Origin of the sequence: Acinetobacter sp. AHP123 (assembly GCF_023757925.1) — a bacterium.
GTDB classification, from domain to species: domain Bacteria; phylum Pseudomonadota; class Gammaproteobacteria; order Pseudomonadales; family Moraxellaceae; genus Acinetobacter; species Acinetobacter oleivorans.
Map to the genome: position 1 here is coordinate 2,144,731 of NZ_CP092454.1, position 26,591 is coordinate 2,171,321.

The window sequence follows — 26,591 nt, forward strand, 5'->3', positions numbered from 1 at the left end:
ACTATTTAAAGCATGTAACTCTTTTAAAATTATTGCGCTCTAAATGTAGAGCTAACACTTCTTGCTTCACGTCTTGCATCAGGGTCTGATGGCATAGGATATGGCGCAGATGCTTGAATTGCAGCCTTAATACTTGCATCTAAAGCATCATCGCCACTTGAACGTGTGATCACAATAGAATTAACGCTACCTGAGTCTGAAAGGGTAAAACGGACACCAACTGTTTTACCGCTACTGCCAGTCGGAACATCCCAAGAGCGTCGAATTTTTTGCTCAAAATCACGTCTAGCAGAAGAAGCAATTTTTTTAGCTTCGGCTTTCTTCTGAGCTGCTTCTTCTTGTGCTTTTTGAGCAGATGCAGCTTTTGCTTCGACCTCAGCTTCAGCTTTACGTTTAGCATCATCAGCAGCTTTTTGCTGCTTAGCTTTTGCATCAGCTTCAGCTTTGCGTTTAGCATCGTCATTGGCTTTTTGCTGCTTAGCTTTTGCATCAGCCTCAGCTTTGCGTTTAGCATCGTCATTGGCTTTTTGCTGCTTAGCTTTAGCGTCTGCTTCAGCTTTACGTTTAGCGTCGTCATTAACTTTTTGCTGTTTAGCTTTAGCGTCTGCTTCAGCTTTGCGTTTAGCGTCGTCAGCTTTTTGCTGTTTAGCTTTAGCGTCGTCATTAGCTTTTTGCTGCTTAGCTTTAGCGTCTGCTTCAGCTTTACGTTTAGCATCGTCATTAGCTTTTTGCTGTTTAGCTTTAGCGTCTGCTTCAGCTTTGCGTTTAGCGTCGTCATTAGCTTTTTGCTGTTTAGCTTTAGCATCTGCTTCAGCTTTTTGCTTAGCTTCTTGCTGTGCTCGAAGTTTAGCGTTTTCGGCTTTTTGAGCCTCACGTTTTAGCTTTGCATCGGTCTCTGCTTTTTGTTTAGCTTCTTCAGCAACTTTTTGTCTTGCCTTGGCATCTGCTTCAGCTTTTGCACTTTGTTCAGCCTTACGTTTTTGTTCGGCTTCGGATTTTATTTTAGCCTCAGCTTGGCGTTTAGCTTCAGCTTGCTGCTTTTGTATTTCCTCTATACGTTGCTGTTCTGCTGCTTGTTTAGCTTTTGCAGCTTCTTCAGCTTTACGCTTTTGTTCAGCTAATTTTGCTTGCTGTGCCTGTTCGACCTTTTGCTTTTGAGCAGCAAGTTGTTGAGCGGTCGGAGGAGGGGGCGTAGCCGGAAGATTTTCAGGAAGCGTTTCATCCACAATAGGGGTTAACACCTCTTTTGCTTCATTTGTAGCTGTAGTCTCTTGTTCAACTTCTTTGGCTAACGGAGGAGGTAAATCTTCTGGCTTAACTAAAATAGTTGTTAGCTTTTTTGGCTGTTCAGGTGGTTTACTCAAGCCTAAAAAAAGCAAGCCAACAATGGCAATTGCATGAACTCCTAGTGTAAAGCTCAATGCAATCGCATTTTGTTTAAAGTGTGGCTTTTGATTTTTATTCATAGCTTATTTTAAAGGCTCTGTCAGAAGGCCAACTTGAGTTAAACCTGCTTCTTGTAAACTTGCCATCAATGATACGACTTCTCCATAAGGACGAGACTTATCACCATTGACTAAAACTGTGAGTTGTTTATTTTCTTGTTCAGCTTGTTTTTGTGCACCGCTTAAAACTTCTTCAAGTTTTTCACGAGACAATGGTTCACTATCTTTGTAATCTTCATACTGAAGATAAATATTGCCATCTTTACCAATAGTTACCATGGCTGGCATATCTTTTGATTCGATTGGATGGTTATTTGCTTGAGGTAAATCGACTTTAATACCACTAGTAATCATGGGAGCAGTCACCATGAAAATAACCAAAAGTACGAGCATAACGTCAATATAGGGTACGACGTTCATATCACTTTTTAGTGGTTTTTTTATGCGCTCAAAGCGCCCTGAACGCTGAATTGCCATTATGCATCTTCCTGTGATGAACCCACAGACTGACGTTGCAATAAGGCAATCATCTCTTCAGCAAATAAAGCACGATCAGAGTAAACACTTTCACTTTTAGAAGTGAAGTGGTTAAAAGCTAATACAGCAGGAATTGCAGCAAATAAACCAATTGCGGTTGCAATAAGTGCTTCGGCAATACCTGGTGCAACAGTTGCCAAAGTGACTTGATCAACAGCAGCTAAACCGATAAATGCATTCATAATCCCCCAAACGGTACCGAATAGACCGATGTAAGGAGCTACAGAGCCAATGCTTGCTAAAGTACCTAAGCCGTATTCTAGATGGCTTTGATCACGACTCAAACCTACTCGTAAAATACGTTCAGTTCCTTCAATCGTTTGTGAAACAGGGGCCTGACGTTTTTTAAGTTTAAAAAACTCACTCAACCCTTGATAAAAAATATCTTCAAGACCTGAGCGTTTTGAGTTGAGCTGAGCATTGTTGTAAAGCGTATTGAGTTCAGCACCTGACCAGAACATTTTCTGGAAATGTTCATCTTCTTGATGGGCTTTTTTATAACTCATATGTAACTTGGCAATCAGATACCAACTAAAGATTGATGCTAACAATAAAATTAGCATGACCAACTGAACGACTGGACTTGCCTGTAAAATAAGGTCAGAAATATGCAGGGTTGATTCAATGTTTGTTGCCATAGTTACATATGCCGGTTGTTTTTTTAGTCTTGTTCCAATTCTTTACGAATAAGATCACGTATTTCTTCTGGAAGACGACGAGCTACAAGTTCTTTACTTAAACATGCCAACTCAACCTCGCCAGAAGCAAGCAAGATTTCACCACGATAAATATTTTGTTGCAACACAAATGACGCAGCTTTACATGAAACTACACGTGCTGTAACAGTAATTAAATCATCCATTAAAATAGGACGCATGTATTTTACATCAATTTTGTGTACGACAAAGTTGTAGTCTTTTTGATGCCAGTAATGATCAACGCCAGAAGCACGGAGCCATTCAGTACGGGTACGTTCCATATAGCGAATGTGGTTGGCATGGTAAACAATACCGCCTGCGTCCGTATCTTCAATATAAACACGAATGTTGAATTCAAAATGATTCGCCATGAGAGGATTCCGTTTTAGTTCACTATAGAGCTTTATATTTAAAATATGGCTTTGAATAAAACATTAGTTCCATTCAAAAGCCATACATCTGCTTTTAAATACGGGGCAGTTTAGCAGATTGCATACTAAGTCCTATGGCACAACCTTTCAATTGCGATTGCTGAATTTCTAATCTAAAAACGCTACATCTTATGGCTAGCAAGCTTTTTGAGTTAAGAGGGCTTCCATGAAGTTTGGACTTGTTTTGATATATTCGGATAATCTAATACGAACCTTACATGTAGCTCAGTTCCAGTTTTTAAGGCTTTATCATCTACAATAAAATAGGGATTATGATTCGGTGCAGCCTGACTTAAGTCTTGATTTTCTGGTGTAGCCCCTAAGAAAACAAAAAATGAGGGCATTAACTTGCCATAATAGGCAAAATCTTCACTAGCGCTTGCATTGTGATCAAGTACATGTAGTTTTGAATCTCCTGCAACTTTGGCTAATGTTGGCTGAATAAGTTGAGTAAGGGTTTTATCATTCATGGTTACTGGTGCATAAGGTGCAATTTCAACTTTAGCAGTTACCTCATTAGCTTGAGCATTATGCTCTATCATGACTGGTAAACTTTTTAAGATATTATTTCTTATTTCTTCGTTATTAGAGCGAATGGTGCCGATCATATTGACCTGTTCGGGAATCACATTTCCTGCTGTACCGCCTTGAATATTGCCAATACTGACTACGCCCATACCTTGAGTTAGATCTGTTCTTCGGCTAATAAGGCTTTGCAAATTATTAATCATTTGTGCCGATGCATAAATTGGATCTCTGCCTAACCATGGCGTCGAACCATGAACCTGCTTGCCGTTGACCTGAATACGTAAGTGGTCTGCACTATTTAAAATGGCACCATCTTTATAATAAAGATGACCACTTTTCATACCAGCAATGACATGCATTCCAAAAATAGCTTCTGGTTTATAGTCTTTAAAAGCACCATCAGCGATCATTTTTCGTGAACCGATTTGATCACCCTGAGTGAAGTTATCTATATCTGCACCACCTTCTTCAGCAGGTTGGAAAACAAAAATAACTGTGCCCGATATTTTATCTTTATTAGCAGCTAAAATTTTTGCTGCGCCTAATAACATTGCAGTGTGTGCATCATGTCCACATGCATGCATCACATAGGTTTCCTTGCCTTGATAAATTGCTTTTTGTTTACTGGCAAAGGGAACACCGCTCTTTTCTTCCATAGGTAAAGCATCCATATCCGCTCTAAGCGCAATAATAGGACCGGGTTTATTACCTTTTAAGATGCCAATTACACCTGTTTTCGCATAGCCTGTTTTGACTTGAATGCCATAAGACTTTAATTCTTTTTGAACAAGGGCCGAGGTTTTAAATTCCATATTGCCGAGTTCAGGGTGTTGGTGAATGTTTTGTCTTAGCTGAATGACTTGATTTTCAATTTGTTGAGCAGCATCGTTTACCCAATCTGCTAGGCTCAGTTGACTCATTAAGGCGAGTGGCAAAATTAAAGCGGCTTTCTTATACATGTCCTTATCCTAAAAATATTATTGTTCATAAGATTTAATATCTAGATTTCTTATAATTCAGTTTTTGAAAATATTAAAAAATCAATAAGGTATAAAGACAGACTTAAAAGGTATAGAGTAGCTAAATTATTGATAAGACAATTTTTATTTAAGTTGAAGGAATAGAGGAATTAAAAAAGGAAGAGAAAATTCTCTTCCTATGATTAGTTTTTAGGCTCAGGTGGTGTCATTCCAAACTGTAAATAAGATTGGTTCGTTGCAATGCGACCTCGCGCGGTACGCATCACATAACCTTGTTGAATTAAATACGGTTCAATTACATCTTCAAGTGTGCCGCTATCTTCAGCCATTGCTGCTGCAAGCGCTTCGACTCCAGCAGGGCCACCATCAAAACGCTCTAACAGCATGCTCAAATAACGGCGGTCTAGGGTGTCTAAGCCAGCTTTATCAACATTGAGCATATCAAGCGCACGTTGTGCCATTTCATGAGTTACTTCACCTGTACCTTTCACTTGGGCATAGTCACGAACTCGACGTAATAAACGATTGGCAATACGAGGTGTTCCGCGTGCACGGCGTGCAACTTCTTCTGCACCCTCAACTGTAATGGGTACATTCATCAAGTTTGCAGAGCGTGACACAATATGAGTGAGGTCTTCTACAGAGTAAAACTCAAGACGTTGCACAATACCGAAACGGTCACGTAGAGGAGAGGTGAGCAAGCCCGCACGTGTTGTAGCCGCGACAAGTGTAAAAGGGGGTAAATCGAGTTTAATTGAACGAGCAGCAGGGCCTTCACCAATCATGATATCTAATTGGTAGTCTTCCATCGCTGGATAAAGAATTTCTTCAATCACTGGAGAAAGGCGGTGAATTTCATCAATAAACAAGACGTCGCCTTCTTCAAGGTTGGTCAACATTGCAGCTAAGTCGCCCGCACGCTCCAAAACTGGCCCTGAAGTAGATTTAAGATTACCGCCCATTTCACGCGCAATAATGTTGGCAAGGGTGGTTTTACCTAAGCCCGGTGGACCAAAAATCAGCGTGTGGTCAAGTGCTTCACCACGACCGCGAGCTGCGCCAATGAAAATTTCCATTTGCTCGCGTACTACAGGCTGTCCGATGTAGTCGGCAAGAGAAGTTGGTCGAATAGCCCGATCAAAATGATCTTCAGGCTTTTCCGCTCCACTGATTAGACGGTCTTGCATAAGTGTTTTACTTCATCATTGATTTAAGAGCAGCACGAATAATATCGGCTGATTCTGTGTAATCGGCTTTAACCGCAGCAACAGCTTTTTGTGCTTCAAGTGGCTTATAACCTAAAGATTGCAAAGCGGCTTCTGCTTCTGCTACAGGCGAGTTTGCCGCAAACTGAATTTGAGGCAGGGTAGCTGACGTAGAAGTGCCTTGGGCTAATGTTTTGAAACGGTCACGAAGCTCAATCATTAAACGTTCAGCTGTTTTTTTGCCAACGCCCGGAACTTTGACCAGCGTATTAATATCATCATGTTCAATGGTGTGAACCAATAGCTCAACGCTTAGTGTCGATAGAATACCCAATGCCATTTTCGGGCCGACACCATTTACTTTTAATAAGGTGCGGAAAATTGTTTTCTCTTGAGCATCGCTAAAACCGTAGAGTTGTTGAGCATCTTCACGAACAACTAAATGGGTCCATAGCGTAACTTTCTGGCCTTTTTGTAATTGGCAAAATGTTGAAAGTGGCGTATCAATTTCATAACCCACACCATTTACATTCAGTAAGACAGTAGGGGCTTCTAGGGCAAACACTTCGCCAATTAAACATCCGATCATAGATTAGTTTCACTTATTCATAACTGTAAATCTGGTCGTTTTAACATTAATTGAAAACGACACTGGTTTTATTTCTTTCTATATTAAGTCAGCTTAAAACAAGCCAATTTTATTACCTTGTAGCTCTTGAGCCAAGCTATAAGCCTGATGATCTGAAAACTTACTGATAATATCGAGTACTTGCATAATATTGCTGTAATGATTATTGCTAAAGTTAGCACCATACAGATTAAGGATAGACATTAAACGTTGTTCTTTAAAGCTTAAAGATTTATGTGGTGTGGTCAGTGGTACAAATGCATCTAAAATCGTTTGCAAGCTTTGATGCGCAATAATTTCTAAGCCAGACTTTTGTGGATGCTCAAAAATCTTATCACGCGCCAGATTTTTGGCTGTTTCGATACCAATTGCAATATCGGGTGAACAATATTGCAAAAGGTTACCTTTAAGCTGACCTGTAATGATTTCATAATGATGTTTAGCAAAGGCTGTAGTGACTTCATCCACAAGCCGTTTCATTACACGACCACGTAACGCCGAAATCTTTTGTTGCCATGTACTATTTGGATGTGACAATTCTTCAGGCTGACCATAGTCGGCAATAAGGTTTAAGAAAATTGGTTCAACTTCTTGGTAACTCAGCATATTTAAGATAATGCCATCTTCTAAGTCAATTAAAGCATAGCAAATGTCATCCGCAGCTTCTAACAAATAGGTGAGTGGGTGACGACAATAATGATATTCGCCTAACTGGATAAGGCCGAGTTGTTCTGCAATCTGTTTTAAAATTTCTTTTTCAGATTGATAACAACCAAACTTTGCTCGTTGATGAGAAGGGCGATCACCTTGTGACGCAATAGTTTTTGAAAGCCATGGATACTTTAAATAAGCACCTAAGGTTGCATAGGTTAAGCGCATACCTCCATCATTTGGATGATAGTCAATGCGACTTAATAAACGTAATCCTTGAGCATTACCTTCAAACTGGCGAACATCGGCTTCTTCTTCGGGGCTTAATTTTTTCAAAAAATCATCATGTGATGCATCGTCAAACCACTCACGAATTGCGTATTCACCTGCATGTCCGAAAGGTGGGTTGCCAATGTCGTGGGCAAGACAAGCTGCTTGAATAATTGCACCGACATCAGCAGGAGAAATCCAGACGGGTAATTCATTTTTTATTTTTTCTGCGGCAAGCATGCCCATTGAGCGGCCAATACAGGAAACTTCAAGTGAGTGAGTTAAACGGGTATGAATACCATCATGTTGTGCGAGTGGGTGAACTTGCGTCTTACGGTTTAACTGACGAAAACTTTGCGAAAATATAATACGGTCATAATCTTTATGGAATGGGCTACGAGCCAGTTCTGTACTGCTTTTTTTACTACCTAAACGAACTGCAGAAAGCAGCTCTAACCAACGCATTTGTTCCATTTATCATTATTCAAAACTGTAAAACCTGATCATGCCAAAAAAAAGTTAAAAGCACTAGCTTGGTGCGACATAGTTTGTCTTAGTTCAGGTTTTATTATGTTATTGAATAAACATGAAACAATTTATTTTTAGCTAGAATGCCTAAAAAAATGATTTTGAACAAAAAACTACTCACTTCTTGCAGAATTAGGTTACAGAATACTGATTCTACATCTAGCTGATTTTAGCAAGAAGCAGTAGAATATGCGCTCTCTCTAAAGTCACATTGCGGTAAGGTTCACAAGACCTGCCCGTGGAGCCAAAATCAACATGTTTATCGTGGCCGGTGCAGCAGCACATTCTTCTTTTAAGAAAGCTCAACTATTAACACGTTTATCGTCAATTAGTTCTGTTCAATCTTTTGACAGCCAATGGGTCTATTTGTTTGATCAAGCGCTCAACGAGCAGCAACATCAATCTGCTTTGCAATTATTGAATGACGGTGAGTCTTTTGAACTTCGTCAATCTGCAAGTGATGAGATTCAGATTTTAGTTACACCACGTGTGGGTACTATTTCACCTTGGTCTTCTAAGGCAACTGATATTTTCAAAAACTGTAATACACCAGTACACCGTTTAGAACGTGGTCTTTTATTCACGTTAAAAGGTGTTACTGAAATTACGAATGAAGTTAAACAAGTACTTCATGACCGTATGACAGAAACAGTTTTTGCTCAAATTGATGATGCAAAAGCATTATTTTCAGAAACAGCTCCAAAACCATTAAATTCAATTGATATCTTGGGTCAAGGCAAAGAAGCTTTGGTTAAAGCTAACAATGAGTTTGGTTTTGCGTTATCTGAACAAGAAATTGATTACTTAACTGAAGCATTCATTAAGCTTGGTCGTAATCCGAATGACATAGAGTTGATGATGTTTGCACAGGCAAACTCTGAGCACTGTCGTCATAAAATCTTTGGATCTGAATGGACAATTGATGGTGAAAAACAACCATTATCATTGTTCCAGATGATTAAAAACACTTATAAAGAATCTCCAACTGATGTGTTATCTGCATATAAAGATAATGCTTCAGTAATTGTGGGTTATGACACGATGCGTTTTTATCCAAAAGCGGATGAAAATGGTCACTTTGTTTATAAATATAAGAGCCAAGCTGCTCATATTTTAATGAAGGTTGAAACTCATAACCACCCAACAGCAATTTCTCCATTTGCTGGTGCTGCAACAGGTTCAGGCGGTGAAATCCGTGATGAAGGTGCAACAGGTCGTGGTGGTAAACCAAAAGCTGGTTTAACAGGTTTCACAGTTTCGAACTTAAATATTCCTGGTTTTGAACAACCTTGGGAAGAAAACTATGGTAAACCTTCACGTATGGCTTCGCCATTACAAATCATGATTGAAGGTCCATTAGGCGGCGCGGCATTTAACAATGAATTCGGTCGTCCTGCGTTAAATGGTTATTTCCGTACTTTCGAACAGAATGTAAATGGTGAAGTGAAAGGTTTCCATAAGCCAATCATGATTGCTGGTGGTTACGGTAATATCCGTCCTGACCATGTAGAAAAAGATGCGATTCAACCAGGTGATTTACTCATTGTATTGGGTGGCCCTGCAATGTTAATTGGTCTTGGTGGTGGTGCAGCATCTTCTGTAGATAGCGGTACAATGGGTGAAAGCCTTGATTTCGCTTCTGTACAACGCGAAAACCCAGAAATGGAGCGCCGTTGTCAAGAAGTAATCGATACTTGCTGGCGTTTAGAAGACTTCAACCCAATCGTTTCTGTACACGACGTTGGCGCGGGTGGTCTATCAAATGCTATGCCTGAGCTTGTGAATGATCATGAGTTAGGTGCAGTTCTTAACCTTCGTAAGATTCCTTCATTAGAACCGGGCATGAGCCCAATGGAAATCTGGTCAAATGAAGCACAAGAGCGTTATGTTCTTGCTATTCGTCCAGAATCTTTAGAGCAGTTCGAAGCAATCTGTGCACGTGAACGTTGTCCGTTTGCTGTGTTGGGTGAAGCAACTGAAGCACGTCACTTAACAGTTGAAGATCCGTTGTTCCAAAATGATGCTGTTGATATGCCAATGCAGGTAATGCTTGGTGGTACGCCACGCATGCAACGTTCTTATGAAACTATTGAACGTAGTGGTGATGATTTTGACGCTTCAAAAGTTGATTTGAAAGATGCGATTTTCCGCGTATTGAAAAACCCTACAGTTGCGTCTAAGTCATTCTTGATCACCATTGGTGACCGTTCAATTACAGGTATGGTTGCTCGTGATCAAATGGTTGGTCGTTGGCAGGTTCCTGTTGCAGATGCAGCAGTAACAACAACAAGTTTGCAAGGTTTCACTGGTGAAGCAATGGCAATGGGTGAACGTCCACCAGTTGCATTGTTAAATCCAGCAGCATCTGCTCGTTTGGCAGTTGCTGAAGCAATTACCAATATTGCATGTGCAAACATTGAACAAATTAGTGATATCAAACTTTCTGCAAACTGGATGGCTGCTGCGGGTCAAAAAGGTGAAGACCAAGCACTGTTTGAAGGCGTGAAAGCAATTGGTATGGAAATGTGTCCTGCTTTAGGAATTGCGATTCCAGTAGGTAAAGACTCACTTTCAATGCGTACGACTTGGAATGATAACGGTGAAGATAAAGCCGTAACTTCTCCAATGACGGGTGTAATTACTGCATTTGCTCCAGTAACTGATGTTCGTAAGACCTTAACACCTGAACTTAAAAATTTAGAAGATTCAGTACTTGTACGTATTGATTTGTCTAAAGGTCAGTTCCGTTTAGGTGGTTCGATTCTTGCTCAAGTATATAAAGCAATCGGTTCAATCACTCCAGATGTTGATAGTTTTGATGATTTCAAAGCGTTCTTCGCTTTAATCCAAGACTGGAACAATCGTGGTTTGATTCAAGCTTACCATGACATCGGCGATGGTGGTTTATTAGCTTCTGTAGCTGAAATGATGTTTGCTGCACGTTTAGGTGTTGCGTTAGAAAACCAGACTACTGCGGGCTTATTTGCAGAAGAAATTGGTGCAGTACTTCAAATCAAAGCAACTGATTGGGAAGCTTTACAAGCAGAAATCGCAGCTTCTAGCTTAAAAGATGCAATTGCTGTAGTTGGCCGTGTAAATAACTCAGATCAATTATCTGTAAATGGTTTAACTTTAGATCGTGCTGAATTACAACAAGCTTGGTCTGAGGTATCTCATCAGATCCAGCGTTTACGTGATAACGTAGAAACTGCTGATCAGGAATTTTCATTAATTACTGACAATGCACACCAAGGTTTAATTGCTAAACCAACATTCGACTTGAATGAACCTATTGAAGCGCCGTTCATTAATACACGTCGTCCTAATATGGCAATCTTGCGTGAGCAAGGTGTAAATGGTCATATTGAAATGGCAGCAGCTTTTGATAAAGTTGGCTTTAATACGATTGACGTACACATGAGCGATTTACTTGCTGGTCGTGTAAGCCTAAGCGATTTCGAAGGTTTAGTGACTTGTGGTGGTTTCTCTTACGGTGACGTAATGGGCGCAGGTGGTGGTTGGGCAAAATCAGTATTGTTCAATGCTAAATTACGTGATCAGTTTGAACAGTTCTTCCATCGTGAAGAAACATTCAGCTTAGGTATCTGTAATGGTTGCCAAATGTTGTCACAATTGGCACCGCTTATTCCGGGTGCTGAACACTGGCCACGTTTCCACCGTAATATGTCAGAAGTTTTTGAAGCTCGTAGCGTAAACGTTCGTGTTGAAAAATCTGTTTCTGTATTACTTGATGGTATGGAAGGTTCAATCTTACCGATTGCTGTTGCACATGGTGAAGGTCGTGCAGTTGCGAGTGAAGCTGATATTGCAAGCTTGAATGCAGCTAACCAAGTTGCATTGCGTTATGTTGATAGCCACGGTAACCCGACTCAACATTATCCATTGAACCCGAATGGTTCACCTGAAGCGATTACTGGTGTTACTTCTAAAGATGGTCGTGCAACGATTATGATGCCGCACCCTGAGCGTACTTTCCGTGCAATTCAGCACTCTTGGAGTCCAGAAGAGTGGACTGAAGATGGTGCATGGTTACGTATGTTCCGTAACGCACGTAAGTTTATTGGTTAATTAAAATATAAATTCTTGAAAATGCCACTCTCGAGTGGCATTTTTTATGAAATAAATTAATTTAAAAGGTGAATATGATTGATTTTGTTTTTGAGTTAGCAAGTTGTCGGCATAAAGATACTAACCTTCCATTTTATCCTGAACATATCAGGGGATACACCGAAGAAGAGGTAGATCAAATTGCAGAAATTTATAATTTAGACATCCATGGACAATTTAGAGAATTTTTATTACAGATGGGAAGATGTTCTGGCGGGTTGTTGTGGGGACATACAGTTTCAATGTATCGCCATACATGGAAGGTTGAAGACTATAAATTTCAACAAGAAAAGATAATGGAGGATGAGTTGAGTGATCCAACAAAGGGTATGATTGATGCAATTCAAAATAAATTCTTTTCCTTAACGATGGAAAATGAAGGATGTTATTTTGCTTATTTGGTGACTGCTAGACAGGATGATAATGTTTGGGCATTTGATGATGGAAAAACAGATCGTGATTTTACGGATGTCGGTTGTACACTCTTAGAATACTTAAAATGGTTGGTTGCATCTGAAACTAAACAAGCTCGTTTTTATGAAAGAGATTCAACGTTTGAGAAAGATAAAAAATATATTACAGGCAGATTATTGTAGAGTAGATTAATGAAAGAGAAATTTTTAAAAATACTATTTTAAAATGGACAAGAAAAATGAAATCAAAAATCCATTTCCGTGAATTTGCATTGCTCATGGCATTGCTCATGTCGATTGTTTCTTTTTCGATAGATGCAGTTTTGCCTGCTTTAGGTGAGATTGGACGTATTTTTGAATTAAAAAATAATAACCAGTCACAGTGGGTCATCATTGGTATTTTTTCTGGCATGACCATAGGGCAGCTCATTGCGGGGCCTTTATCCGATGCGATTGGGCGTAAACGCATTTTATTCACAGGAATTATTATTTATTTTCTGGGAAGTTTATTGTGCTTTACAACACAAAGTTTTGAGTGGTTTTTAGTTGGACGCTTTATTCAAGGTATTGGTGTTTCAGGGCCTTATGTTGCTACTATTTCAATTGTTAGAGATAAATACAGCGGAGCTCAAATGGCTCGCATCATGTCTTTAATCATGATGGTCTTTATGGTGGCTCCAGCAGTTGCACCGAGTTTAGGGCAACTCATTATTCATTTCTTTGGTTGGCGTGAGATCTTTGTTTTATATATGGTCTATGCCACAGTGATTGGAGCATGGGTTGCTTTAAGATTAGAGGAAACCTTACTTCCTGAAAATCGTTTACCTATGCGGTTGCAAGCATTTCAAGAGGGCTTTAAAGAAGTTGTAAGTAATAAAACTACCATGAGTTATTTGCTATGTGCAGGCTTTTGCTTTGGTGGATTCATTGGTTATTTGGGAACTTCTCAACAAATTTTTATGCAGCAGTTTGGTAAAACAGGACAAGAATTTAGTGCTTATTTTGCTGTACTTGCTGGTGTGATGGGAATCGCCTCATTTACAAATTCTAAAATTGTTATGAAGTTTGGTATGCGTCCAATCTGTATTTATGGCTTTTTAGGCTTATGCTTAATTTCTTTAATTTTCTTGGGAATTCAGCTTTTAGGCGTGGCTGTATCATTTTGGATGTTTATGCTTTATGCCTGCATTTTATTTTTATTATTTGGAACTCTATTTGGTAATTTAAACGCGATTGCGATGGAACCAATGGGGCATGTCGCTGGAATGGCATCGGCTATTATTGGTGCAGCTTCCTCTGTCTTGTCACTTATTCTTGCCTCTATTATTGGGCAGTTATATAACGGTACATTAATTCCAATGACTTGTGGTTTTGTCATTTTGTGTGGTTTGGCTTTCGCTATGACAATATATGAGAATAGATATTTAAAGAAATCGGATGCTTAAAATTATAGGGATGAAGATAAATCACTGAATTTTCAAATTTCTTCAAACTAATAGTTGCGTATAGATTGTTGAAGCTCTTGAAGCATTTTAAAAAAACGTATAAAAGTATAAGCAGCTTGCTATTTAACCACTTATGCTTTATTTGAGGTTGGTTCAATTTTTGCTTTCTCTGTAACAACGATAAAAAATCGGAGATCAAAATGATGAAAAATGAAAATCACATAAAAACGTTTTATAAAAAAGATATGGGCTGGCGTTTATTTGGCTTAGCGCTTGCGATTCAAATCCTCTTTATTGGAGCAAATTATTTAGTAATGATGAGCTGACTTTGGTTCTAGGGCTTTTTTAACGGTATGATTTAAAGCAAGTTCGCTAGTTTTGAGTCATTTTGCCCATGTTAAAGCTGATTTATTACGTACCTGAGTCACATCTTGAGTCGACTAAACAAGCCATTTTCTCTGCTGGTGCAGGTGGTATCGGTAATTATGAACACTGTGCATGGCAAGTGAAAGGAATAGGGCAATTTAAGCCAGTCAAAGGAGCCGATCCTTATATCGGAGATTTAGGTGAACTTGAACAAGTCGAAGAGTGGCGTGTAGAAACAATTGTAATTGAAGAAAATGCCAAGGCTGTTGCGAAAGCATTAAAGGCAAGCCATCCTTATGAAGAGCCTGCCTTTGAGTTTATTCAAATCATCGAAATTGATTTTAATTAAACTGAGAGAAATCTGGTTTACGTTTTTGCATAAATGCTTGTACTGCTTCTAGCATTTCAGGTGAGTGAACGCGCTGCATAAAGATTTCAGCTTCATGATCAATACATTCAATAATTTGCTCTAAATTATGTTTCATAAGCGCTTTTGTTTGCTTTAATGATGCAAGAGGCAAAGCTGCTAAATGCTGAGCTGTTGCCTGAGCAGATGCGTAAGAATCTTCAACTACTTCATTAACTAAGCCAGCTTGTACTGCGGTTTCAGCATTGAATTTTTTTGCAGTAAGTAGAAGCTCAGCTGCTTTGTGATAACCCGCTTGTTGAATGAGTAACTGACTTGCACCACCTTCTGGAGAAAGGCCAAGACTTACAAATGGAATTTGGAATAGGGCCGTGTTGTCAGCAAAAACTAAATCTGCGTGTAATAAAATCGTAACGCCAATTCCAATTGCCACACCTTTTACTGCAATAAGAAGTGGTTTTGATAATTTGGCAGCCGCTTTAAGTAGAACGAATGGTGGAACTTCTCCAGCTGGCCCCATGTTTGGATTTTGTACAAAACCCATAAAATCTTTCATGTCATTGCCAGCGGTAAAATCTTGCTCGACACCACGCAGAATGACTACTCGAACATCTTTATTAAGGTCGGCTTCATTCAATGCTTTGGCAATCCATAAATAAAGTTCGCCATAGAGTGCATTTTTTGCATCTGGGCGATTTATGGCTAAGGTGAGTACGCCACCTTCTAAATTTGCGTTTAAATATTGATGAGGTTGTTGAATACAGCTAAGTGTCATCGTACTATCCTTGCTTTAAACCACGTTGTTAATTTTTAGGTTCTCATTATGGCGCATATTTTTTGTAATGAGCGTTACTGATGAGTTCATAAAAAGTGAAAATCTAATTATGTATAAATTTGACTATCTCGTTTTTATAGGGCGTTTTCAACCATTTCATTTGGCTCATATGCAGACAATTGAAATTGCCTTACAGCAAAGCCATTATGTGGTTTTGGCGCTAGGCTCTGCTCAAATGGAACGTAATATTAAAAATCCGTTCTTAGCAATAGAGCGTGAGCAAATGATCTTGTCAAATTTTTCTCTAGAAGAACAAAAACGTATCCGTTTTGTACATGTGGTAGATGTTTATAATGACGAAAAGTGGGTAAAACAAGTCAAATCTTTAGTAAATGGTGTAATTGAACCGAACTCAAAAGTTGGTCTAATTGGGCATTTTAAGGATGAGTCTTCATATTATTTAAGATTATTTCCAGAGTGGATCATGGTTGAGCTGGATAGCTTAAAAGATTCAATTTCGGCAACGCCAATGCGTGAAGCTTATTATCGTGGTGAAATCCAAACGGAATTTTTTCCTGTAGGAACGATTAAATTTTTAGATGAGTTTAAAGAGACGGAAGTTTATGCTGAACTCCAGCGCAAATATCTTATAGATGATAAAACCAATCTAAATTAATTCAGCTTGTGGTTTTAATTCTTTGATCAGAAAATCGATAAAAACACGAATATGAAAAGATTCGTGTTTTTTGAGTGGGTAGAGTAGAGAAAACGGACGTGAAGTTCCTGAAAATTTTGTAAGAATCTCAATCAACTCCCCATTTTGTAGCTCTTTTTCTACTATAAAACGGTAGGTTTGTAATAATCCTGCACTATGTTTTGCTAGGGTGATGGTACCTAGAATATCGTCTAAACAGCGGATTTTACCTGTGCTTTGATATTCAATAATTTGATGGTTTGAATTGAATAGCCACGGTACATTTTTCCCTGTACTGGGTAGCACAAATTGAATGCATTGATGATGCTGTAAATCTTCAATGCTTTGCGGTCTGCCGAATTTTTTTAAATATTGTGGCGATGCCACCACAATTAGCTCAGCTTGTTCGAGTTGGCGTGCAATCAAGTTTGAATCAGAAAGCTGTCGCCCGCGAATTGCTAAGTCATATCCTTCTGCAATAAAGTCCACATTTTTATTAGTCAGTTGAACATCCACTTTGATGGCGGGATATTGCTGCGAGAATTTTGCTAATAATGGCAGTATTCGGTAATGTCCATATGGTGTTGGTACACTAATTCGAATCAAACCTGAAGGTTGTTGTTTTTGGTTTTTAAGTTGTTCCTCAGCTTCTAATATTTGATTTAATGCTTGTTTGCATTCCTCAAAATACATTTTTCCTTGTGGCGTCAAACGTACTTGTCGAGTCGTTCTCACAAAAAGTGGTGTGGCTAAATGCTTTTCTAATCGGGCGATTGAACGGCTTACAGCTGCTGGACTAACACCTGCATGAAGTGCTGCTTTGGAAAAGCTTTCGTTTTCTGCGACTAAGCAAAATAGCTCTACGCTACTAAACATCATTCTTTTTAGTTGTTGAGCCATTTATTACACCATGTAAAAAATGATTTGAGTTCTGGGCTATTTAAGCACATATAAGTAAACAATAAGATGATTTTCATACCTTGTATGGAGTTATTTTATGAAACTATATTATTCACCTAATGCTTGTTCTTTAGCACCACATATTGTTTTAAGAGAGCTTGGATTTCCATTTGAATTGATCAAAGTAGATTTACACCAACATTTAACGGAATTGGGTACAGACTTTTATCAACTCAATAAAAAAGGACAAGTCCCTTTATTGCAGTGCGATGATGGTTCATTGTTAACTGAAGGTGCAGTAATTAGCCAGTTTCTTGTTGACCAATCTACTCGGAAAGATTTATTAAGTGAAATAAATACCGCCGAGCGTTACGAGGTTCTCTCATGGATGAACTTTATTGCTTCTGAAATTCATAAAGCGTATTCACCATTTTTTAATGAATCTTACAGTGAAAAAAGTAAAAACATATATAGCAGAACCCTCAATAAGCACTATGCATGGGTCGATCAACAATTAAATGGGCAAAATTACTTAACAGGAACCAACTTTACGATTGCTGATATTTATCTTTTTGTGGTGACACGCTGGGCTGATTTTATTGGCCTTGATTTAGCACACTTTAGCCATTTAGCCAGTTTTATGCAGAGAGTTTCTGAGCGCCAAACAGTTCAAGATGCAATTGCAGCTGAAGCAGCCTAATTCTTTTGTTATTAAATAAAATTATAAAAGGAGGTCTATATGCCTTATATTTTAATTCAAATTACCAAAGAAAATGTCTCAATACAGCAAAAACAGCAATTAATTCAAGAAGCAACAGAGCTTGTGGTTCGTGTACTTGATAAAGATCCTGCAACTACATTTGTAGTCATTGATGAAGTTGAAACTGATAACTGGGGTGTTGCAGGTGAAACTGTTTCTGCGATACGAAAAAGACAAAGTTTGAGTACTTAAAATGCAAAATAATCCTATTACTGAGATTCAGAAACAACTAGAGCAATATTTTGATGGTTTGTATTTTTGTGATGTGCAACTTCTAAATAATGTTTTTCATCCTGATGCTATATATATCAATGTAACCGAGCAACCCGTACTACGACTTAGCATGGCTGAATATTTTCCGATTGTTGCGAGTCGGATTTCTCCAGCTTCAAAGCGACAAACACGACAGGATAAAATCAGTTCAATCAATTTGATTAATGAACGGTTGGCGCTAGTACATGTTGAATGCGTTATCCACCCTAAGTATTTTTATGATGCACTTACATTTGTGTTTGAAGATGATCAATGGAGAATTATATCGAAAGTATTCCATTATCAAATTTTAGCGGACTGAATGATTAAGCATCTGCCCAAAAGATAATTCGGTTGGAAAAAGGATCGGTGATGCTGAGTTCAAGTGTTTCCCAATCTGTTTTTTCAACCTGAGGTTTAGAAAATTTATAATCTTTTTTGCTTAGTTCAGTGTGCAGTTCATAAATATCTTCCCAATAAATACGGATTGCACTATGTGGACTTGCATCACCAAAATGCTCGGATAAATGAATAACACAATCATCTTTGGAAATTTGTAAATATAAAGGAAAGTTATCTTCAAATTGATGTTGCCAATCAAGCTGAAAACCTAAGAACTCAAGATAAAATGATTGAGCTAAATCAACATCAAAAATTCTTAAAATTGGAGTGATTGAACCAGATTGCATCATTTTTCCTTTTAACGCGTACCAAATTGTTGAGTCCAATAACTCTTTTGCTTCATAGACTGATCAGAAGCACACGCGATTGCGTAAGTGGTGAATTTCGGATTCATTAGATTACTACAATGCAAGGGACTTGTTAGCCATTTAGACATAACTTGCCCTAAAGTTTTTTGGCCACTAGCGACATTTTCACCATTGGCTTTACCAAGTGTATTGTAAATTTTTAAACGTGATTTTAAGTCCAGACCCGTTGAGCCAACATGCCCGAGAAAGTTGTGTGCAGCCATATCTTCACTATGAGAAAATGCGCCTTTATATAAATTATTACTCCAGCTCAACGGTTTAGTTGCGGGGAAATACTGTTGACCACATTGACGTGATTGCTGTCGGATCTGATTAATTGTGTTAAGTACAGCTTGTTGATAGGCTGGGTTTTGTAAATCTTGGCAGCTTATTTCATTGGAATTGTTTTGGATTTGAGCAATTGATGTGGTGCTATCAGTGGGTATTGCTAATGTATTTGCACTACATGCACCGATAAAAAGAGTAGTAGGCAGCAAAGAGCAGGTTTTGAGTAGACTCATATCATTGCCTTAAAATAATTATTCTAATGTTTTTATGATACGCCAAAGTCAAAGTATTGGGTAATGCTTTGCAAACAAAAAGCGAGTGTGAAACTCGCTTTTTGTTAGTTAATTTTATTAAGCTGTTTGAAGGGCTTTTAAGTCTTCTAGAACTTGTTCTGCATGCCCAGCAGCTTTAACTTTACGGTAGCTTTTAACTAAAGTTTTGTTATGGAAAATGAAAGTAGAGCGTTCAATACCCATTACTTTTTTTCCATACATGTTCTTTTCTTTGATCACATCAAAGTGATTACACAGTACTTCTTCTTTATCACTAATCAGATCAATAGTCAGTGCCTGCTTTTCTGTAAAATTTTGGTGGGCTTTTACTGAGTCGCGCGAAACACCAAAAATACTGGCACCTAAAGCTTCAAACTGATCTTTTAAACAAGAAAAACCAACAGCTTGTGTTGTACATCCTGGAGTTGAATCTTTAGGGTAGAAGTAAATGATTAACCATTCATTTTCGACCTCAGTCAAGTTCACTTCACCTTGTGTTGTTGGGAATACCTGATTTGGTAATTGGATATTGTCAGTCATTTCTCATCCTTCAAAAAAGCTAAATTTGATCTAATTCAAGTGGTAAAAAAGCATATTCTTCATGATAAACAATATCGAGCTTTCTTACAGGAATTGGTTTGTTAAAAATTGGGCCATCAATCACAGTCGTATGAAATTCACCACCTTCACCACATGGATCAATACCACGTTTTTCAAGTTCTTTTATATATTCTAAGGTTAGCGTTTTTCCTAAATCTTCAATTGTCATTCCTAGTTTTAAGTTCACTGTCACAAGAACACTACGGAAACCAAGATTAATAAATTCTTCAACAACTTCACGATGTGGGCGAAGCCAAAGAGGCATTCCTAATTTAAGTCCCACCTGTTGAGTTATTCGATCATGCCAACAGCCATGTTCAGGCATATCTAGATCACCTGTAACAAGTACCTCGGCACCTTGTTGTTTTGCCTGAATGAGTAATTCAATAAATTTAGCTTCATAGTCATTCCAGCTTGAAGAAGCCATGAATACTGGTAAGCCGATTGCTTTAGCTTGTGCTTGAATAATATCGAGTGGCATAGCATGTGAACGAGAGCGCTGACCTTGTTCTTCCAGCATGACAATGAGCCCACTCACCGTGCCAGTTTTCATTGCATGGTAGAGTGCAAGGGAGCTGTCTTTACCGCCACTGAATGAGACAATAGAGGTCTTATTTATTGCGTTGGTTTTCCATTGTTCTTGCATGGTCTATTTCGGATGAATTGTTCAATTTGGATAAGTTCATTTTAACAGAGCTACAAAAAAGCCTGCATAAATGCAGGCTTAATTTGGAATAACAAAAGCTTATTTTTTAGGAGCTTGTTGTTGAGCAGCTTTCATTGCATCTTCAGTTAATTTTTCAAGTTTAGTTGTTAACTGAGGACCGAAACATGCTTTAAGATCACGGTTTTGTTGTTGTACAAATCCTAGAGAGCTTGGGCTTTTCTTCGCATTGATTGCACTTTGGATTTCCCATTTTTGTGCTTCAGTCACTTTACCTTGTGCTTCAACTTGGCAGCTACAGAATTTACTAACTTCAGATGAACTTAGTTTGCCACCTTTAGCTGTTTGATCTTTACAAACGTTAACTAATGCACCTTTAACGTTAGTACTTTTATATGCTGCTTGAACTGGGTTTTCGGCAGCATGTGCTGTACCAGCCATAAGAGCAACTGTTGAAAACAAAGATGAAAGAATAAGATTTGATTTTAACAACTTCATAAATTTTACCTACTTATTACGGTATATAGCGTGTTGGGTCGGCAACACCAGCCTCGATAAAGCCTTCTTTACGCAAACGGCAACTGTCACATTTGCCACACGCACGTCCTTGAGCATCTGCTTGGTAGCAAGATACCGTTTGACTATAGTCTACGCCATGTTCAATCCCTAAACGTATAATATTCGCTTTGGATAAATGTAACAGTGGTGTTTCAAACTTAAGTGGTTTTCCTTCTACGCCAGCTTTAGTTGCTAAGCGCGCCATATTCGCAAAAGCATCAATAAATTCAGGACGACAATCAGGATATCCTGAATAATCAACAGCATTGATACCAATAACAATCGCTTCAGCATTAAATACTTCAGCTGCAGCTAGAGCATAAGAAAGGAAAATAGTATTACGCGCTGGTACATAAGTTACAGGAATACCTTCTTGTAACTGTTCTGGTACAGCAATGTTGTGGTCTGTAAGTGCAGATCCACCTAAATTCGCCAAATCGATATTAATTACACGATGTTCAACACCTGCACGTTGAGCTAATGCTTTTGCTGCATCTAGTTCAGTTGTTGAGCGTTGGCCATACATAAAACTAATAGCAATACATTCATAGCGTGCTTGTGCCCAAGCTAGGCAAGTGGTTGAGTCTAAGCCGCCTGAAAGCAAAACAATGGCACGAGGGCGCATATTTTTCTCCATATTCGGAATGATTTATTTTATTGAGTGATTAACGACCTGATTCATCGTTCCAAAGCAGTTTATGTAACTGAAGTTGGAAGCGAACGAGGAGTTTATCATCAAGTATCCACTGTGCCAGATCACGTGCTAGACGTGGCAGGCCAACAGCACCTTTTTCAACTGCAAAGGCAGGGGAGAGCCAAACGGTACTGACTTTTTTATGCAGTTGATATTTTTCAACTTGCTGCTTTGACCATTCATAATCTTCGCGGTTACAAATGACGAATTTAATTTGATCGTGCGCAGTCAAATGATCAAGATTGCTGATGAGATTACGATGTTCCTCACCAGAAGTTGGAGTTTTTAAATCAAGAACTTTAGAAACACGCGAATCTACTTTTGAGACATCGAGCGCGCCACTGGTTTCTAAAGAAACATCAAAGCCAGCTTCACATAGACGTTGTAATAAAATCAAACAGTTTGGCTGTGCAAGTGGTTCACCACCAGTTACACAAATATAAGGAGTTTGATATTGGGTAGCTGTTTCAATGATATGTTCAAGTGAAAAACGTTCACCGCCTTCAAAAGAATAAGTGGTATCACAATAACTACAACGTAATGGACAGCCCGTTAGACGGATAAATACAGTCGGTAGGCCAGAGGCGTTTGCTTCACCCTGCAACGAGTAAAAAATCTCGGTAATGCGTAAACCGGACGCAGGGTCTGAGACAGGAATTGCAGAGGAACGTAAGGAAGCCATTCTAGAAATACCACACTATATAAAAAATAAAATCTCTACGATCAGTGTTGACCGTAGAGATGTTTGATCAAACTGAAATTAGTCAGCGCGTAACAAATCGTTCAAACTTGTTTTTGCACGTGTTTGCGCATCAACTTTTTTCACAATAATTGCAGCATATAAGCTGTATTTACCATCAGCTGACGGCAGGCTACCTGCTACAACAACTGAACCTGCTGGAACGCGACCATAATGGACTTCGCCAGTTGCACGGTCATAAATTTTAGTTGATTGACCAATGAAAACGCCCATTGAAATAACTGAGCCTTCTTCAACGATAACGCCTTCAACGATTTCTGAACGCGCACCGATAAAGCAGTTGTCTTCAATAATGGTTGGGTTAGCTTGTAATGGTTCTAAAACACCACCGATACCTACACCACCAGACAAGTGAACATTTTTACCGATTTGAGCACATGAACCTACAGTTGCCCATGTATCAACCATTGTGCCTTCATCTACATAAGCACCAATATTTACATAAGAAGGCATTAACACTACGTTTTTAGCTTGGAAGCTACCACGACGTGCTACAGCAGGAGGAACAACACGAACACCTGCTGCTTTAAATTGTTCTTCAGTCCAACCAGAGAATTTAGTTTCAACTTTGTCGTAGAAACGAAGATCACATGACTCGATTGGTTTATTGTCATTTAATTTAAATGATAATAAAACAGCTTTTTTTAACCATTGGTGAACAACCCATTCACCATTGATCTTTTCAGCAACTCGAAGTGTACCGTTATCTAAACCAGCAATTGCTTCTTCAACAGCTTGGCGGATTTCGCTTGAGCAATCTGCTGCAGTAAAGTTTGCGCGGTCTTCAAATGCTTGCTCAATGATCGTAGAAAGCTGAGACATGATCTTCCTTCCATAAAAAATTTTAAAGATTTTACACTAATTTGTGACAAGAATCTTTGAAAAAACGTGTTACGTTTAATTGAGGATATAAATGAGGTAAATGAAAATAAGCTTATTAGATAATCAAGTGTTTTTTACACAAAAATGATTTGAAAATAAAAATTTAACTCAATTTGTATCAAAAAATAACAGAAATCTACCACTTTTTGTATAAAAAAGACTCTAAGCTCTCTTTATTATGATTTCAGTCACAAGATGAATAAATTAAAAACAGAGCCTTTTTGAGGAGAAAACTATGAAAGCATTACGTGTTTTAGTAACAACAACAGCTTTATTCGCTGCTGGTGCTGTAATGGCAGATGAAGCAGTTGTTCATGACAGCTACGCATTTGACAAAAACCAATTAATTCCTGTGGGGGCGCGTGCTGAGGTAGGTACAACTGGTTACGGTGGTGCTTTATTGTGGCAAGCAAACCCATATGTAGGTTTGGCACTCGGTTATAACGGCGGTGACATTTCTTGGTCTGATGATGTAAAAGTCAACGGCTCAACTTATGATCTAGATATGGACAACAACAATGTCTATTTAAATGCCGAGATTCGTCCATGGGGTGCAAGTACTAACCGTTGGGCTCAAGGCCTATATGTAGCGGCTGGTGCAGCATATCTTGATAATGATTACGATTTATCTCGTAATGTTGATGCGACTCGTTCATTCCGTGTCAATAATCAAGACTTCCTTGCTAATGAGGGCGGAGTAAAAATTAATGGTAAAATGTCTTATAAAAATGACATTGCTCCATATTTAGGTTTTGGTTTTGCACCTAAAATTAATAAAAACTGGGGCGTATTTGGTGAAGTAGGTGCTTACTACACTGGTAACCCAACAGTTAAACTTGTTTCAACAGGTTCAGCGACTACTACTGGTGATCAATCACTTGAAGAAGCAGTAAATGCGGAAGCTCGTAAAATCGCGAATGACGATAAATACCAATGGTTACCAGTTGGTAAAGTTGGTGTGAACTTCTACTGGTAAGATCTAAAAAAAACGAGCTACGGCTCGTTTTTTTTACGCCTTATAAAATAAAAGAGCTAAAAAGCTCTTTTATTTATTTTTGAATCTTTATTCATCTGGGTAAGCAATTTTCTTAAGTGCTTTAATATCTGCATCAGGTGAGCATAAAGAAATAAACTCGTAACCATAACCGCGTAGTAAATGGCCTTTACGAACTGCAATCCATGTCGTATTGACACCAAAAATATCAGTTTTAGTTTGTTTTAAGCGATGATCACGTTCTGTGTCATAGGCCACGTCATTGACAATTCCGACTCCCATGCCCAATTCGACATAAGTCTTAATAACGTCTGCATCAAGAGCCGACATTACGATATCTGCATCAAGGTGAGCTTCTTCGAAAGCTTTATCAATTTTAGAGCGGCCTGTAAAACCGCCATGATAAGTAATGAGTGGGTAATCCGCTAAAAGTTCAAGCGTAATCTTGTCTGCCTTTACTAAAGGATGATTTTGCGGTGTGATAATGCTGTGTTGCCATTGATAGTAAGGAATACTAGCCAGATTTTCTTCAGTTGTTAAAGACTCTGTGGCAATTCCAATATCTGCTTCACCTTGTAAGAGCATTTCTGAAATTTCAACAGGGCTGGCTTGTTGTAAAATCAAATGAACTTTAGGAAATAACTTCTTAAATTGGTTTACGATCGGAGGTAGCACATAACGTGCTTGAGTATGGGTCGTTGCGATCGTTAATGTACCTTCATCAACTTTATTAAAGTCTTCTGCAAGGCGTTTAATATTTTCAGCATCAACCAACATGCGTTCAACGATGCCAAGAAGAGATTGTCCTGGTTCTGTTAAACCTAGAAGACGTTTACCTTTTCGTATAAAAAGCTGTACACCTAGCTCATCTTCTAGATCTTTAATATGTTTACTTACACCCGATTGAGACGTGTAGAGTGCAGCCGATGCTTCGGTTAAGTTAAAGTTTTGGCGTACAGTTTCTCGGATAATTCTTAATTGTTGAAAGTTCATTCACACTTTTCCTCAAAAGAGGTGAGGAATTGCTTTAGTTCCGCAAGATATTTCCTCACCAAATATATTTCTTAAGCAACTTGATCTGCAAATAAGTGCAATTGAGATGCACTCACCCAAACAGTTTGATTTGGTTTAAATGCATGTAATTTTGCAGCTTCACTGCTCAGAGCAATTTCAATTAAACGTCCATTACGGTCTTGTAATTCCGCCACAACTTTTCCAGCAATCCAGATTTCACGTACAAAAGTCGCTTCAATCGTATTCGCTTGCGGTTGCGAGTGAATATGTAACTCATCTGGACGGGCAAAAGCAATCACTTTTCCTTGAGGTGCCTCAACTGCCGTTGGTAATTCAATACGGTCATTGCCAATACGAATAATACCGCCGGCATGTTCACCTTCAAAACGATTTGCTTGACCCAAGAAATCAAATACAAATGGCGTTGCAGGTTTTTCATAAACTTCACGAGGTGAGCCGATCTGCTCGACATTCCCCTTATTCATTACAATAATTTGGTCTGCAACCTCAAGTGCTTCTTCCTGATCGTGGGTTACAAAGATTGACGTAATATGCAATTCATCATGCAAGTTGCGTAACCAGCGGCGTAACTCCTTACGGACTTTAGCATCTAGCGCACCAAATGGTTCATCAAGCAATAAGACTCGTGGCTCTACTGCCAACGCACGGGCTAAAGCAATACGTTGACGTTGTCCACCAGAAAGCTGAGCAGGGTAGCGGTCTGCTAAAAATCCAAGCTGAACTAGATCAAGTAAACGAGTAACACGTTTTTTAATTTCAGCTTCTGAAGGGCGTGTTGCACGAGGACGAACACGTAAACCAAATGCAATATTGTCAAATACTGTCATATGACGAAATAAAGCATAGTGCTGAAATACAAAACCAACCTGACGCTCGCGCACGTGTACATTGGTCGCGTCCTCACCTTCAAGTAGCACTTGACCACCATCAGCTGATTCTAATCCTGCAATAATCCGAAGGAGGGTTGTTTTACCGCAACCAGATGGGCCGAGTAGGGCAACCAGTTCACCTTCCGGAAAATCTAGAGAAATATTTTTAAGCGCATGGAATGCACCAAAGTGTTTTTCAATATTTTTAACTTGAATACTCATGAT

30 protein-coding genes are annotated in these 26,591 nt (G+C 38.8%); 10 read left to right on the forward strand and 20 right to left on the reverse strand.

The features are described 5' to 3' along the window. Positions 1 to 29 precede the first annotated feature (29 nt). The 8 genes from tolA to MJX77_RS10230 all read right to left on the reverse strand — a co-directional run bounded on the left by tolA (position 30) and on the right by MJX77_RS10230 (position 7,847). On the reverse strand, positions 30 to 1,466 hold the full coding sequence (tolA, locus tag MJX77_RS10195; RefSeq protein WP_252058936.1) for a cell envelope integrity protein TolA: 1,437 nt from the start codon (positions 1,464 to 1,466) through the stop codon (positions 30 to 32). A gap of 3 nt (positions 1,467 to 1,469) precedes the next feature. After that, positions 1,470 to 1,922, reverse strand: coding sequence for a protein TolR (tolR, locus tag MJX77_RS10200; protein WP_004790658.1), 453 nt, complete (start codon positions 1,920 to 1,922; stop codon positions 1,470 to 1,472). Then, entirely contained in the window at positions 1,922 to 2,620 is a 699-nt protein-coding gene (gene tolQ / locus MJX77_RS10205; protein ID WP_004790660.1) for a protein TolQ, read from the reverse strand. The genes tolR and tolQ overlap by 1 nt, the downstream gene beginning before the upstream one ends. Before the next feature lie 23 nt (positions 2,621 to 2,643). Further along, positions 2,644 to 3,051, reverse strand: coding sequence for a tol-pal system-associated acyl-CoA thioesterase (gene ybgC, locus MJX77_RS10210; protein ID WP_004699892.1), 408 nt, complete (start codon positions 3,049 to 3,051; stop codon positions 2,644 to 2,646). A gap of 212 nt (positions 3,052 to 3,263) precedes the next feature. Beyond that, entirely contained in the window at positions 3,264 to 4,598 is a 1,335-nt protein-coding gene (locus MJX77_RS10215; protein ID WP_252058938.1) for a M20 family metallopeptidase, read from the reverse strand. A 203-nt stretch (positions 4,599 to 4,801) separates the two neighbouring features. Then, entirely contained in the window at positions 4,802 to 5,806 is a 1,005-nt protein-coding gene (gene ruvB / locus MJX77_RS10220; protein ID WP_004790665.1) for a Holliday junction branch migration DNA helicase RuvB, read from the reverse strand. A 7-nt stretch (positions 5,807 to 5,813) separates the two neighbouring features. After that, the gene (ruvA, locus tag MJX77_RS10225; RefSeq protein ID WP_016137345.1) at positions 5,814 to 6,413 is read right to left on the reverse strand and encodes a Holliday junction branch migration protein RuvA; all 600 of its coding nucleotides are present in this window, start codon (positions 6,411 to 6,413) and stop codon (positions 5,814 to 5,816) included. Between the two features lie 93 nt (positions 6,414 to 6,506). Then, positions 6,507 to 7,847, reverse strand: coding sequence for a deoxyguanosinetriphosphate triphosphohydrolase (locus MJX77_RS10230; protein ID WP_004790671.1), 1,341 nt, complete (start codon positions 7,845 to 7,847; stop codon positions 6,507 to 6,509). 309 nt (positions 7,848 to 8,156) lie between these two features. Here MJX77_RS10230 and purL point away from each other — a divergent pair, with 309 nt between their 5' ends. The 5 genes from purL to MJX77_RS10255 all read left to right on the forward strand — a co-directional run bounded on the left by purL (position 8,157) and on the right by MJX77_RS10255 (position 14,602). Further along, positions 8,157 to 11,990, forward strand: coding sequence for a phosphoribosylformylglycinamidine synthase (gene purL / locus MJX77_RS10235; RefSeq protein WP_252058939.1), 3,834 nt, complete (start codon positions 8,157 to 8,159; stop codon positions 11,988 to 11,990). A gap of 74 nt (positions 11,991 to 12,064) precedes the next feature. Further along, entirely contained in the window at positions 12,065 to 12,625 is a 561-nt protein-coding gene (locus tag MJX77_RS10240) for an SMI1/KNR4 family protein (protein WP_107882926.1), read from the forward strand. A gap of 56 nt (positions 12,626 to 12,681) precedes the next feature. Next, on the forward strand, positions 12,682 to 13,887 hold the full coding sequence (locus tag MJX77_RS10245) for a multidrug effflux MFS transporter (protein ID WP_252058941.1): 1,206 nt from the start codon (positions 12,682 to 12,684) through the stop codon (positions 13,885 to 13,887). Between the two features lie 200 nt (positions 13,888 to 14,087). After that, complete coding sequence (locus MJX77_RS10250; RefSeq protein WP_005307535.1) at positions 14,088 to 14,213, forward strand: KGW motif small protein; 126 nt, start codon at positions 14,088 to 14,090, stop codon at positions 14,211 to 14,213. Between the two features lie 68 nt (positions 14,214 to 14,281). Next, positions 14,282 to 14,602 carry a YqfO family protein gene (locus MJX77_RS10255; protein WP_252058943.1) on the forward strand — a complete coding sequence of 107 codons (321 nt, stop codon included), beginning with the start codon at positions 14,282 to 14,284 and terminating at the stop codon, positions 14,600 to 14,602. Here the strand turns inward: MJX77_RS10255 and MJX77_RS10260 are convergent. Further along, positions 14,595 to 15,395 carry an enoyl-CoA hydratase-related protein gene (locus tag MJX77_RS10260; RefSeq protein ID WP_252058944.1) on the reverse strand — a complete coding sequence of 267 codons (801 nt, stop codon included), beginning with the start codon at positions 15,393 to 15,395 and terminating at the stop codon, positions 14,595 to 14,597. The two genes, MJX77_RS10255 and MJX77_RS10260, sit on opposite strands and share 8 nt — an antisense overlap. A 109-nt stretch (positions 15,396 to 15,504) precedes the next feature. Between MJX77_RS10260 and MJX77_RS10265 the strand changes: the two genes are divergently transcribed. Continuing rightward, positions 15,505 to 16,071 (forward strand): nicotinate-nicotinamide nucleotide adenylyltransferase, encoded by a 567-nt coding sequence (locus MJX77_RS10265; protein ID WP_111854610.1) that lies wholly within the window; start codon positions 15,505 to 15,507, stop codon positions 16,069 to 16,071. On the opposite strand, the gene MJX77_RS10270 is transcribed toward MJX77_RS10265, so the two are convergent. Further along, on the reverse strand, positions 16,063 to 16,989 hold the full coding sequence (locus MJX77_RS10270) for a LysR family transcriptional regulator (RefSeq protein ID WP_252058946.1): 927 nt from the start codon (positions 16,987 to 16,989) through the stop codon (positions 16,063 to 16,065). The two genes, MJX77_RS10265 and MJX77_RS10270, sit on opposite strands and share 9 nt — an antisense overlap. A gap of 97 nt (positions 16,990 to 17,086) precedes the next feature. Between MJX77_RS10270 and gstA the strand changes: the two genes are divergently transcribed. Genes gstA through MJX77_RS10285 form a run of 3 tightly spaced genes read left to right on the forward strand, consistent with a single transcriptional unit; the run spans position 17,087 to position 18,323 of the window. Next, on the forward strand, positions 17,087 to 17,689 hold the full coding sequence (gene gstA / locus MJX77_RS10275) for a glutathione transferase GstA (protein ID WP_252058947.1): 603 nt from the start codon (positions 17,087 to 17,089) through the stop codon (positions 17,687 to 17,689). A gap of 39 nt (positions 17,690 to 17,728) precedes the next feature. Beyond that, positions 17,729 to 17,941, forward strand: a complete 213-nt coding sequence (locus MJX77_RS10280) for a tautomerase family protein (RefSeq protein ID WP_004790691.1) — start codon at positions 17,729 to 17,731, stop codon at positions 17,939 to 17,941. 1 nt (position 17,942) lies between these two features. Continuing rightward, positions 17,943 to 18,323: a nuclear transport factor 2 family protein gene (locus MJX77_RS10285; RefSeq protein ID WP_252058949.1), complete on the forward strand. Its 381-nt coding sequence runs from the start codon at positions 17,943 to 17,945 to the stop codon at positions 18,321 to 18,323. 4 nt (positions 18,324 to 18,327) lie between these two features. Here the strand turns inward: MJX77_RS10285 and MJX77_RS10290 are convergent, their stop codons facing one another. From MJX77_RS10290 to dapD, 8 genes are all read right to left on the reverse strand, one after another. Next, on the reverse strand, positions 18,328 to 18,690 hold the full coding sequence (locus tag MJX77_RS10290) for a glyoxalase superfamily protein (protein WP_151821475.1): 363 nt from the start codon (positions 18,688 to 18,690) through the stop codon (positions 18,328 to 18,330). Positions 18,691 to 18,701: 11 nt separating this feature from the next. Next, positions 18,702 to 19,271: a CAP domain-containing protein gene (locus MJX77_RS10295; protein ID WP_252058950.1), complete on the reverse strand. Its 570-nt coding sequence runs from the start codon at positions 19,269 to 19,271 to the stop codon at positions 18,702 to 18,704. Positions 19,272 to 19,388: 117 nt separating this feature from the next. Continuing rightward, the gene (locus MJX77_RS10300; RefSeq protein WP_252058951.1) at positions 19,389 to 19,850 is read right to left on the reverse strand and encodes a peroxiredoxin; all 462 of its coding nucleotides are present in this window, start codon (positions 19,848 to 19,850) and stop codon (positions 19,389 to 19,391) included. A 19-nt stretch (positions 19,851 to 19,869) separates the two neighbouring features. Beyond that, the gene (locus tag MJX77_RS10305) at positions 19,870 to 20,556 is read right to left on the reverse strand and encodes a Dph6-related ATP pyrophosphatase (RefSeq protein ID WP_252058952.1); all 687 of its coding nucleotides are present in this window, start codon (positions 20,554 to 20,556) and stop codon (positions 19,870 to 19,872) included. Between the two features lie 99 nt (positions 20,557 to 20,655). Beyond that, on the reverse strand, positions 20,656 to 21,072 hold the full coding sequence (locus tag MJX77_RS10310) for a hypothetical protein (protein ID WP_017387866.1): 417 nt from the start codon (positions 21,070 to 21,072) through the stop codon (positions 20,656 to 20,658). A gap of 16 nt (positions 21,073 to 21,088) precedes the next feature. Then, positions 21,089 to 21,757, reverse strand: coding sequence for a 7-cyano-7-deazaguanine synthase QueC (queC, locus tag MJX77_RS10315; protein WP_004790702.1), 669 nt, complete (start codon positions 21,755 to 21,757; stop codon positions 21,089 to 21,091). 40 nt (positions 21,758 to 21,797) lie between these two features. Continuing rightward, entirely contained in the window at positions 21,798 to 22,508 is a 711-nt protein-coding gene (gene queE / locus MJX77_RS10320) for a 7-carboxy-7-deazaguanine synthase QueE (protein ID WP_252058953.1), read from the reverse strand. 78 nt (positions 22,509 to 22,586) lie between these two features. Continuing rightward, the gene (gene dapD / locus MJX77_RS10325; RefSeq protein WP_005307511.1) at positions 22,587 to 23,408 is read right to left on the reverse strand and encodes a 2,3,4,5-tetrahydropyridine-2,6-dicarboxylate N-succinyltransferase; all 822 of its coding nucleotides are present in this window, start codon (positions 23,406 to 23,408) and stop codon (positions 22,587 to 22,589) included. A gap of 295 nt (positions 23,409 to 23,703) precedes the next feature. On the opposite strand from dapD, the gene carO reads away from it, so the two are divergent. Then, positions 23,704 to 24,444, forward strand: coding sequence for an ornithine uptake porin CarO type 3 (carO, locus tag MJX77_RS10330; RefSeq protein ID WP_005307508.1), 741 nt, complete (start codon positions 23,704 to 23,706; stop codon positions 24,442 to 24,444). Between the two features lie 87 nt (positions 24,445 to 24,531). Here carO and MJX77_RS10335 read toward each other — a convergent pair whose 3' ends face one another. Beyond that, positions 24,532 to 25,455, reverse strand: a complete 924-nt coding sequence (locus MJX77_RS10335; protein WP_004790709.1) for a CysB family HTH-type transcriptional regulator — start codon at positions 25,453 to 25,455, stop codon at positions 24,532 to 24,534. 71 nt (positions 25,456 to 25,526) lie between these two features. Next, positions 25,527 to 26,588: a sulfate/molybdate ABC transporter ATP-binding protein gene (locus MJX77_RS10340; protein WP_005307505.1), complete on the reverse strand. Its 1,062-nt coding sequence runs from the start codon at positions 26,586 to 26,588 to the stop codon at positions 25,527 to 25,529. Positions 26,589 to 26,591: the final 3 nt, after the last annotated feature.

What these genes read in the sequence shown, in the direction of transcription:
- tolA (WP_252058936.1), bottom strand. Translation starts at nt 1,466, where the DNA reads ATGAATAAAAATCAAAAGCCACACTTTAAACAAAATGCGATTGCATTG.
- tolR (WP_004790658.1), bottom strand. Translation starts at nt 1,922, where the DNA reads ATGGCAATTCAGCGTTCAGGGCGCTTTGAGCGCATAAAAAAACCACTA.
- tolQ (WP_004790660.1), bottom strand. Translation starts at nt 2,620, where the DNA reads ATGGCAACAAACATTGAATCAACCCTGCATATTTCTGACCTTATTTTA.
- ybgC (WP_004699892.1), bottom strand. Translation starts at nt 3,051, where the DNA reads ATGGCGAATCATTTTGAATTCAACATTCGTGTTTATATTGAAGATACG.
- MJX77_RS10215 (WP_252058938.1), bottom strand. Translation starts at nt 4,598, where the DNA reads ATGTATAAGAAAGCCGCTTTAATTTTGCCACTCGCCTTAATGAGTCAA.
- ruvB (WP_004790665.1), bottom strand. Translation starts at nt 5,806, where the DNA reads ATGCAAGACCGTCTAATCAGTGGAGCGGAAAAGCCTGAAGATCATTTT.
- ruvA (WP_016137345.1), bottom strand. Translation starts at nt 6,413, where the DNA reads ATGATCGGATGTTTAATTGGCGAAGTGTTTGCCCTAGAAGCCCCTACT.
- MJX77_RS10230 (WP_004790671.1), bottom strand. Translation starts at nt 7,847, where the DNA reads ATGGAACAAATGCGTTGGTTAGAGCTGCTTTCTGCAGTTCGTTTAGGT.
- purL (WP_252058939.1), top strand. Translation starts at nt 8,157, where the DNA reads ATGTTTATCGTGGCCGGTGCAGCAGCACATTCTTCTTTTAAGAAAGCT.
- MJX77_RS10240 (WP_107882926.1), top strand. Translation starts at nt 12,065, where the DNA reads ATGATTGATTTTGTTTTTGAGTTAGCAAGTTGTCGGCATAAAGATACT.
- MJX77_RS10245 (WP_252058941.1), top strand. Translation starts at nt 12,682, where the DNA reads ATGAAATCAAAAATCCATTTCCGTGAATTTGCATTGCTCATGGCATTG.
- MJX77_RS10250 (WP_005307535.1), top strand. Translation starts at nt 14,088, where the DNA reads ATGATGAAAAATGAAAATCACATAAAAACGTTTTATAAAAAAGATATG.
- MJX77_RS10255 (WP_252058943.1), top strand. Translation starts at nt 14,282, where the DNA reads ATGTTAAAGCTGATTTATTACGTACCTGAGTCACATCTTGAGTCGACT.
- MJX77_RS10260 (WP_252058944.1), bottom strand. Translation starts at nt 15,395, where the DNA reads ATGACACTTAGCTGTATTCAACAACCTCATCAATATTTAAACGCAAAT.
- MJX77_RS10265 (WP_111854610.1), top strand. Translation starts at nt 15,505, where the DNA reads ATGTATAAATTTGACTATCTCGTTTTTATAGGGCGTTTTCAACCATTT.
- MJX77_RS10270 (WP_252058946.1), bottom strand. Translation starts at nt 16,989, where the DNA reads ATGGCTCAACAACTAAAAAGAATGATGTTTAGTAGCGTAGAGCTATTT.
- gstA (WP_252058947.1), top strand. Translation starts at nt 17,087, where the DNA reads ATGAAACTATATTATTCACCTAATGCTTGTTCTTTAGCACCACATATT.
- MJX77_RS10280 (WP_004790691.1), top strand. Translation starts at nt 17,729, where the DNA reads ATGCCTTATATTTTAATTCAAATTACCAAAGAAAATGTCTCAATACAG.
- MJX77_RS10285 (WP_252058949.1), top strand. Translation starts at nt 17,943, where the DNA reads ATGCAAAATAATCCTATTACTGAGATTCAGAAACAACTAGAGCAATAT.
- MJX77_RS10290 (WP_151821475.1), bottom strand. Translation starts at nt 18,690, where the DNA reads ATGCAATCTGGTTCAATCACTCCAATTTTAAGAATTTTTGATGTTGAT.
- MJX77_RS10295 (WP_252058950.1), bottom strand. Translation starts at nt 19,271, where the DNA reads ATGAGTCTACTCAAAACCTGCTCTTTGCTGCCTACTACTCTTTTTATC.
- MJX77_RS10300 (WP_252058951.1), bottom strand. Translation starts at nt 19,850, where the DNA reads ATGACTGACAATATCCAATTACCAAATCAGGTATTCCCAACAACACAA.
- MJX77_RS10305 (WP_252058952.1), bottom strand. Translation starts at nt 20,556, where the DNA reads ATGCAAGAACAATGGAAAACCAACGCAATAAATAAGACCTCTATTGTC.
- MJX77_RS10310 (WP_017387866.1), bottom strand. Translation starts at nt 21,072, where the DNA reads ATGAAGTTGTTAAAATCAAATCTTATTCTTTCATCTTTGTTTTCAACA.
- queC (WP_004790702.1), bottom strand. Translation starts at nt 21,757, where the DNA reads ATGCGCCCTCGTGCCATTGTTTTGCTTTCAGGCGGCTTAGACTCAACC.
- queE (WP_252058953.1), bottom strand. Translation starts at nt 22,508, where the DNA reads ATGGCTTCCTTACGTTCCTCTGCAATTCCTGTCTCAGACCCTGCGTCC.
- dapD (WP_005307511.1), bottom strand. Translation starts at nt 23,408, where the DNA reads ATGTCTCAGCTTTCTACGATCATTGAGCAAGCATTTGAAGACCGCGCA.
- carO (WP_005307508.1), top strand. Translation starts at nt 23,704, where the DNA reads ATGAAAGCATTACGTGTTTTAGTAACAACAACAGCTTTATTCGCTGCT.
- MJX77_RS10335 (WP_004790709.1), bottom strand. Translation starts at nt 25,455, where the DNA reads ATGAACTTTCAACAATTAAGAATTATCCGAGAAACTGTACGCCAAAAC.
- MJX77_RS10340 (WP_005307505.1), bottom strand. Translation starts at nt 26,588, where the DNA reads ATGAGTATTCAAGTTAAAAATATTGAAAAACACTTTGGTGCATTCCAT.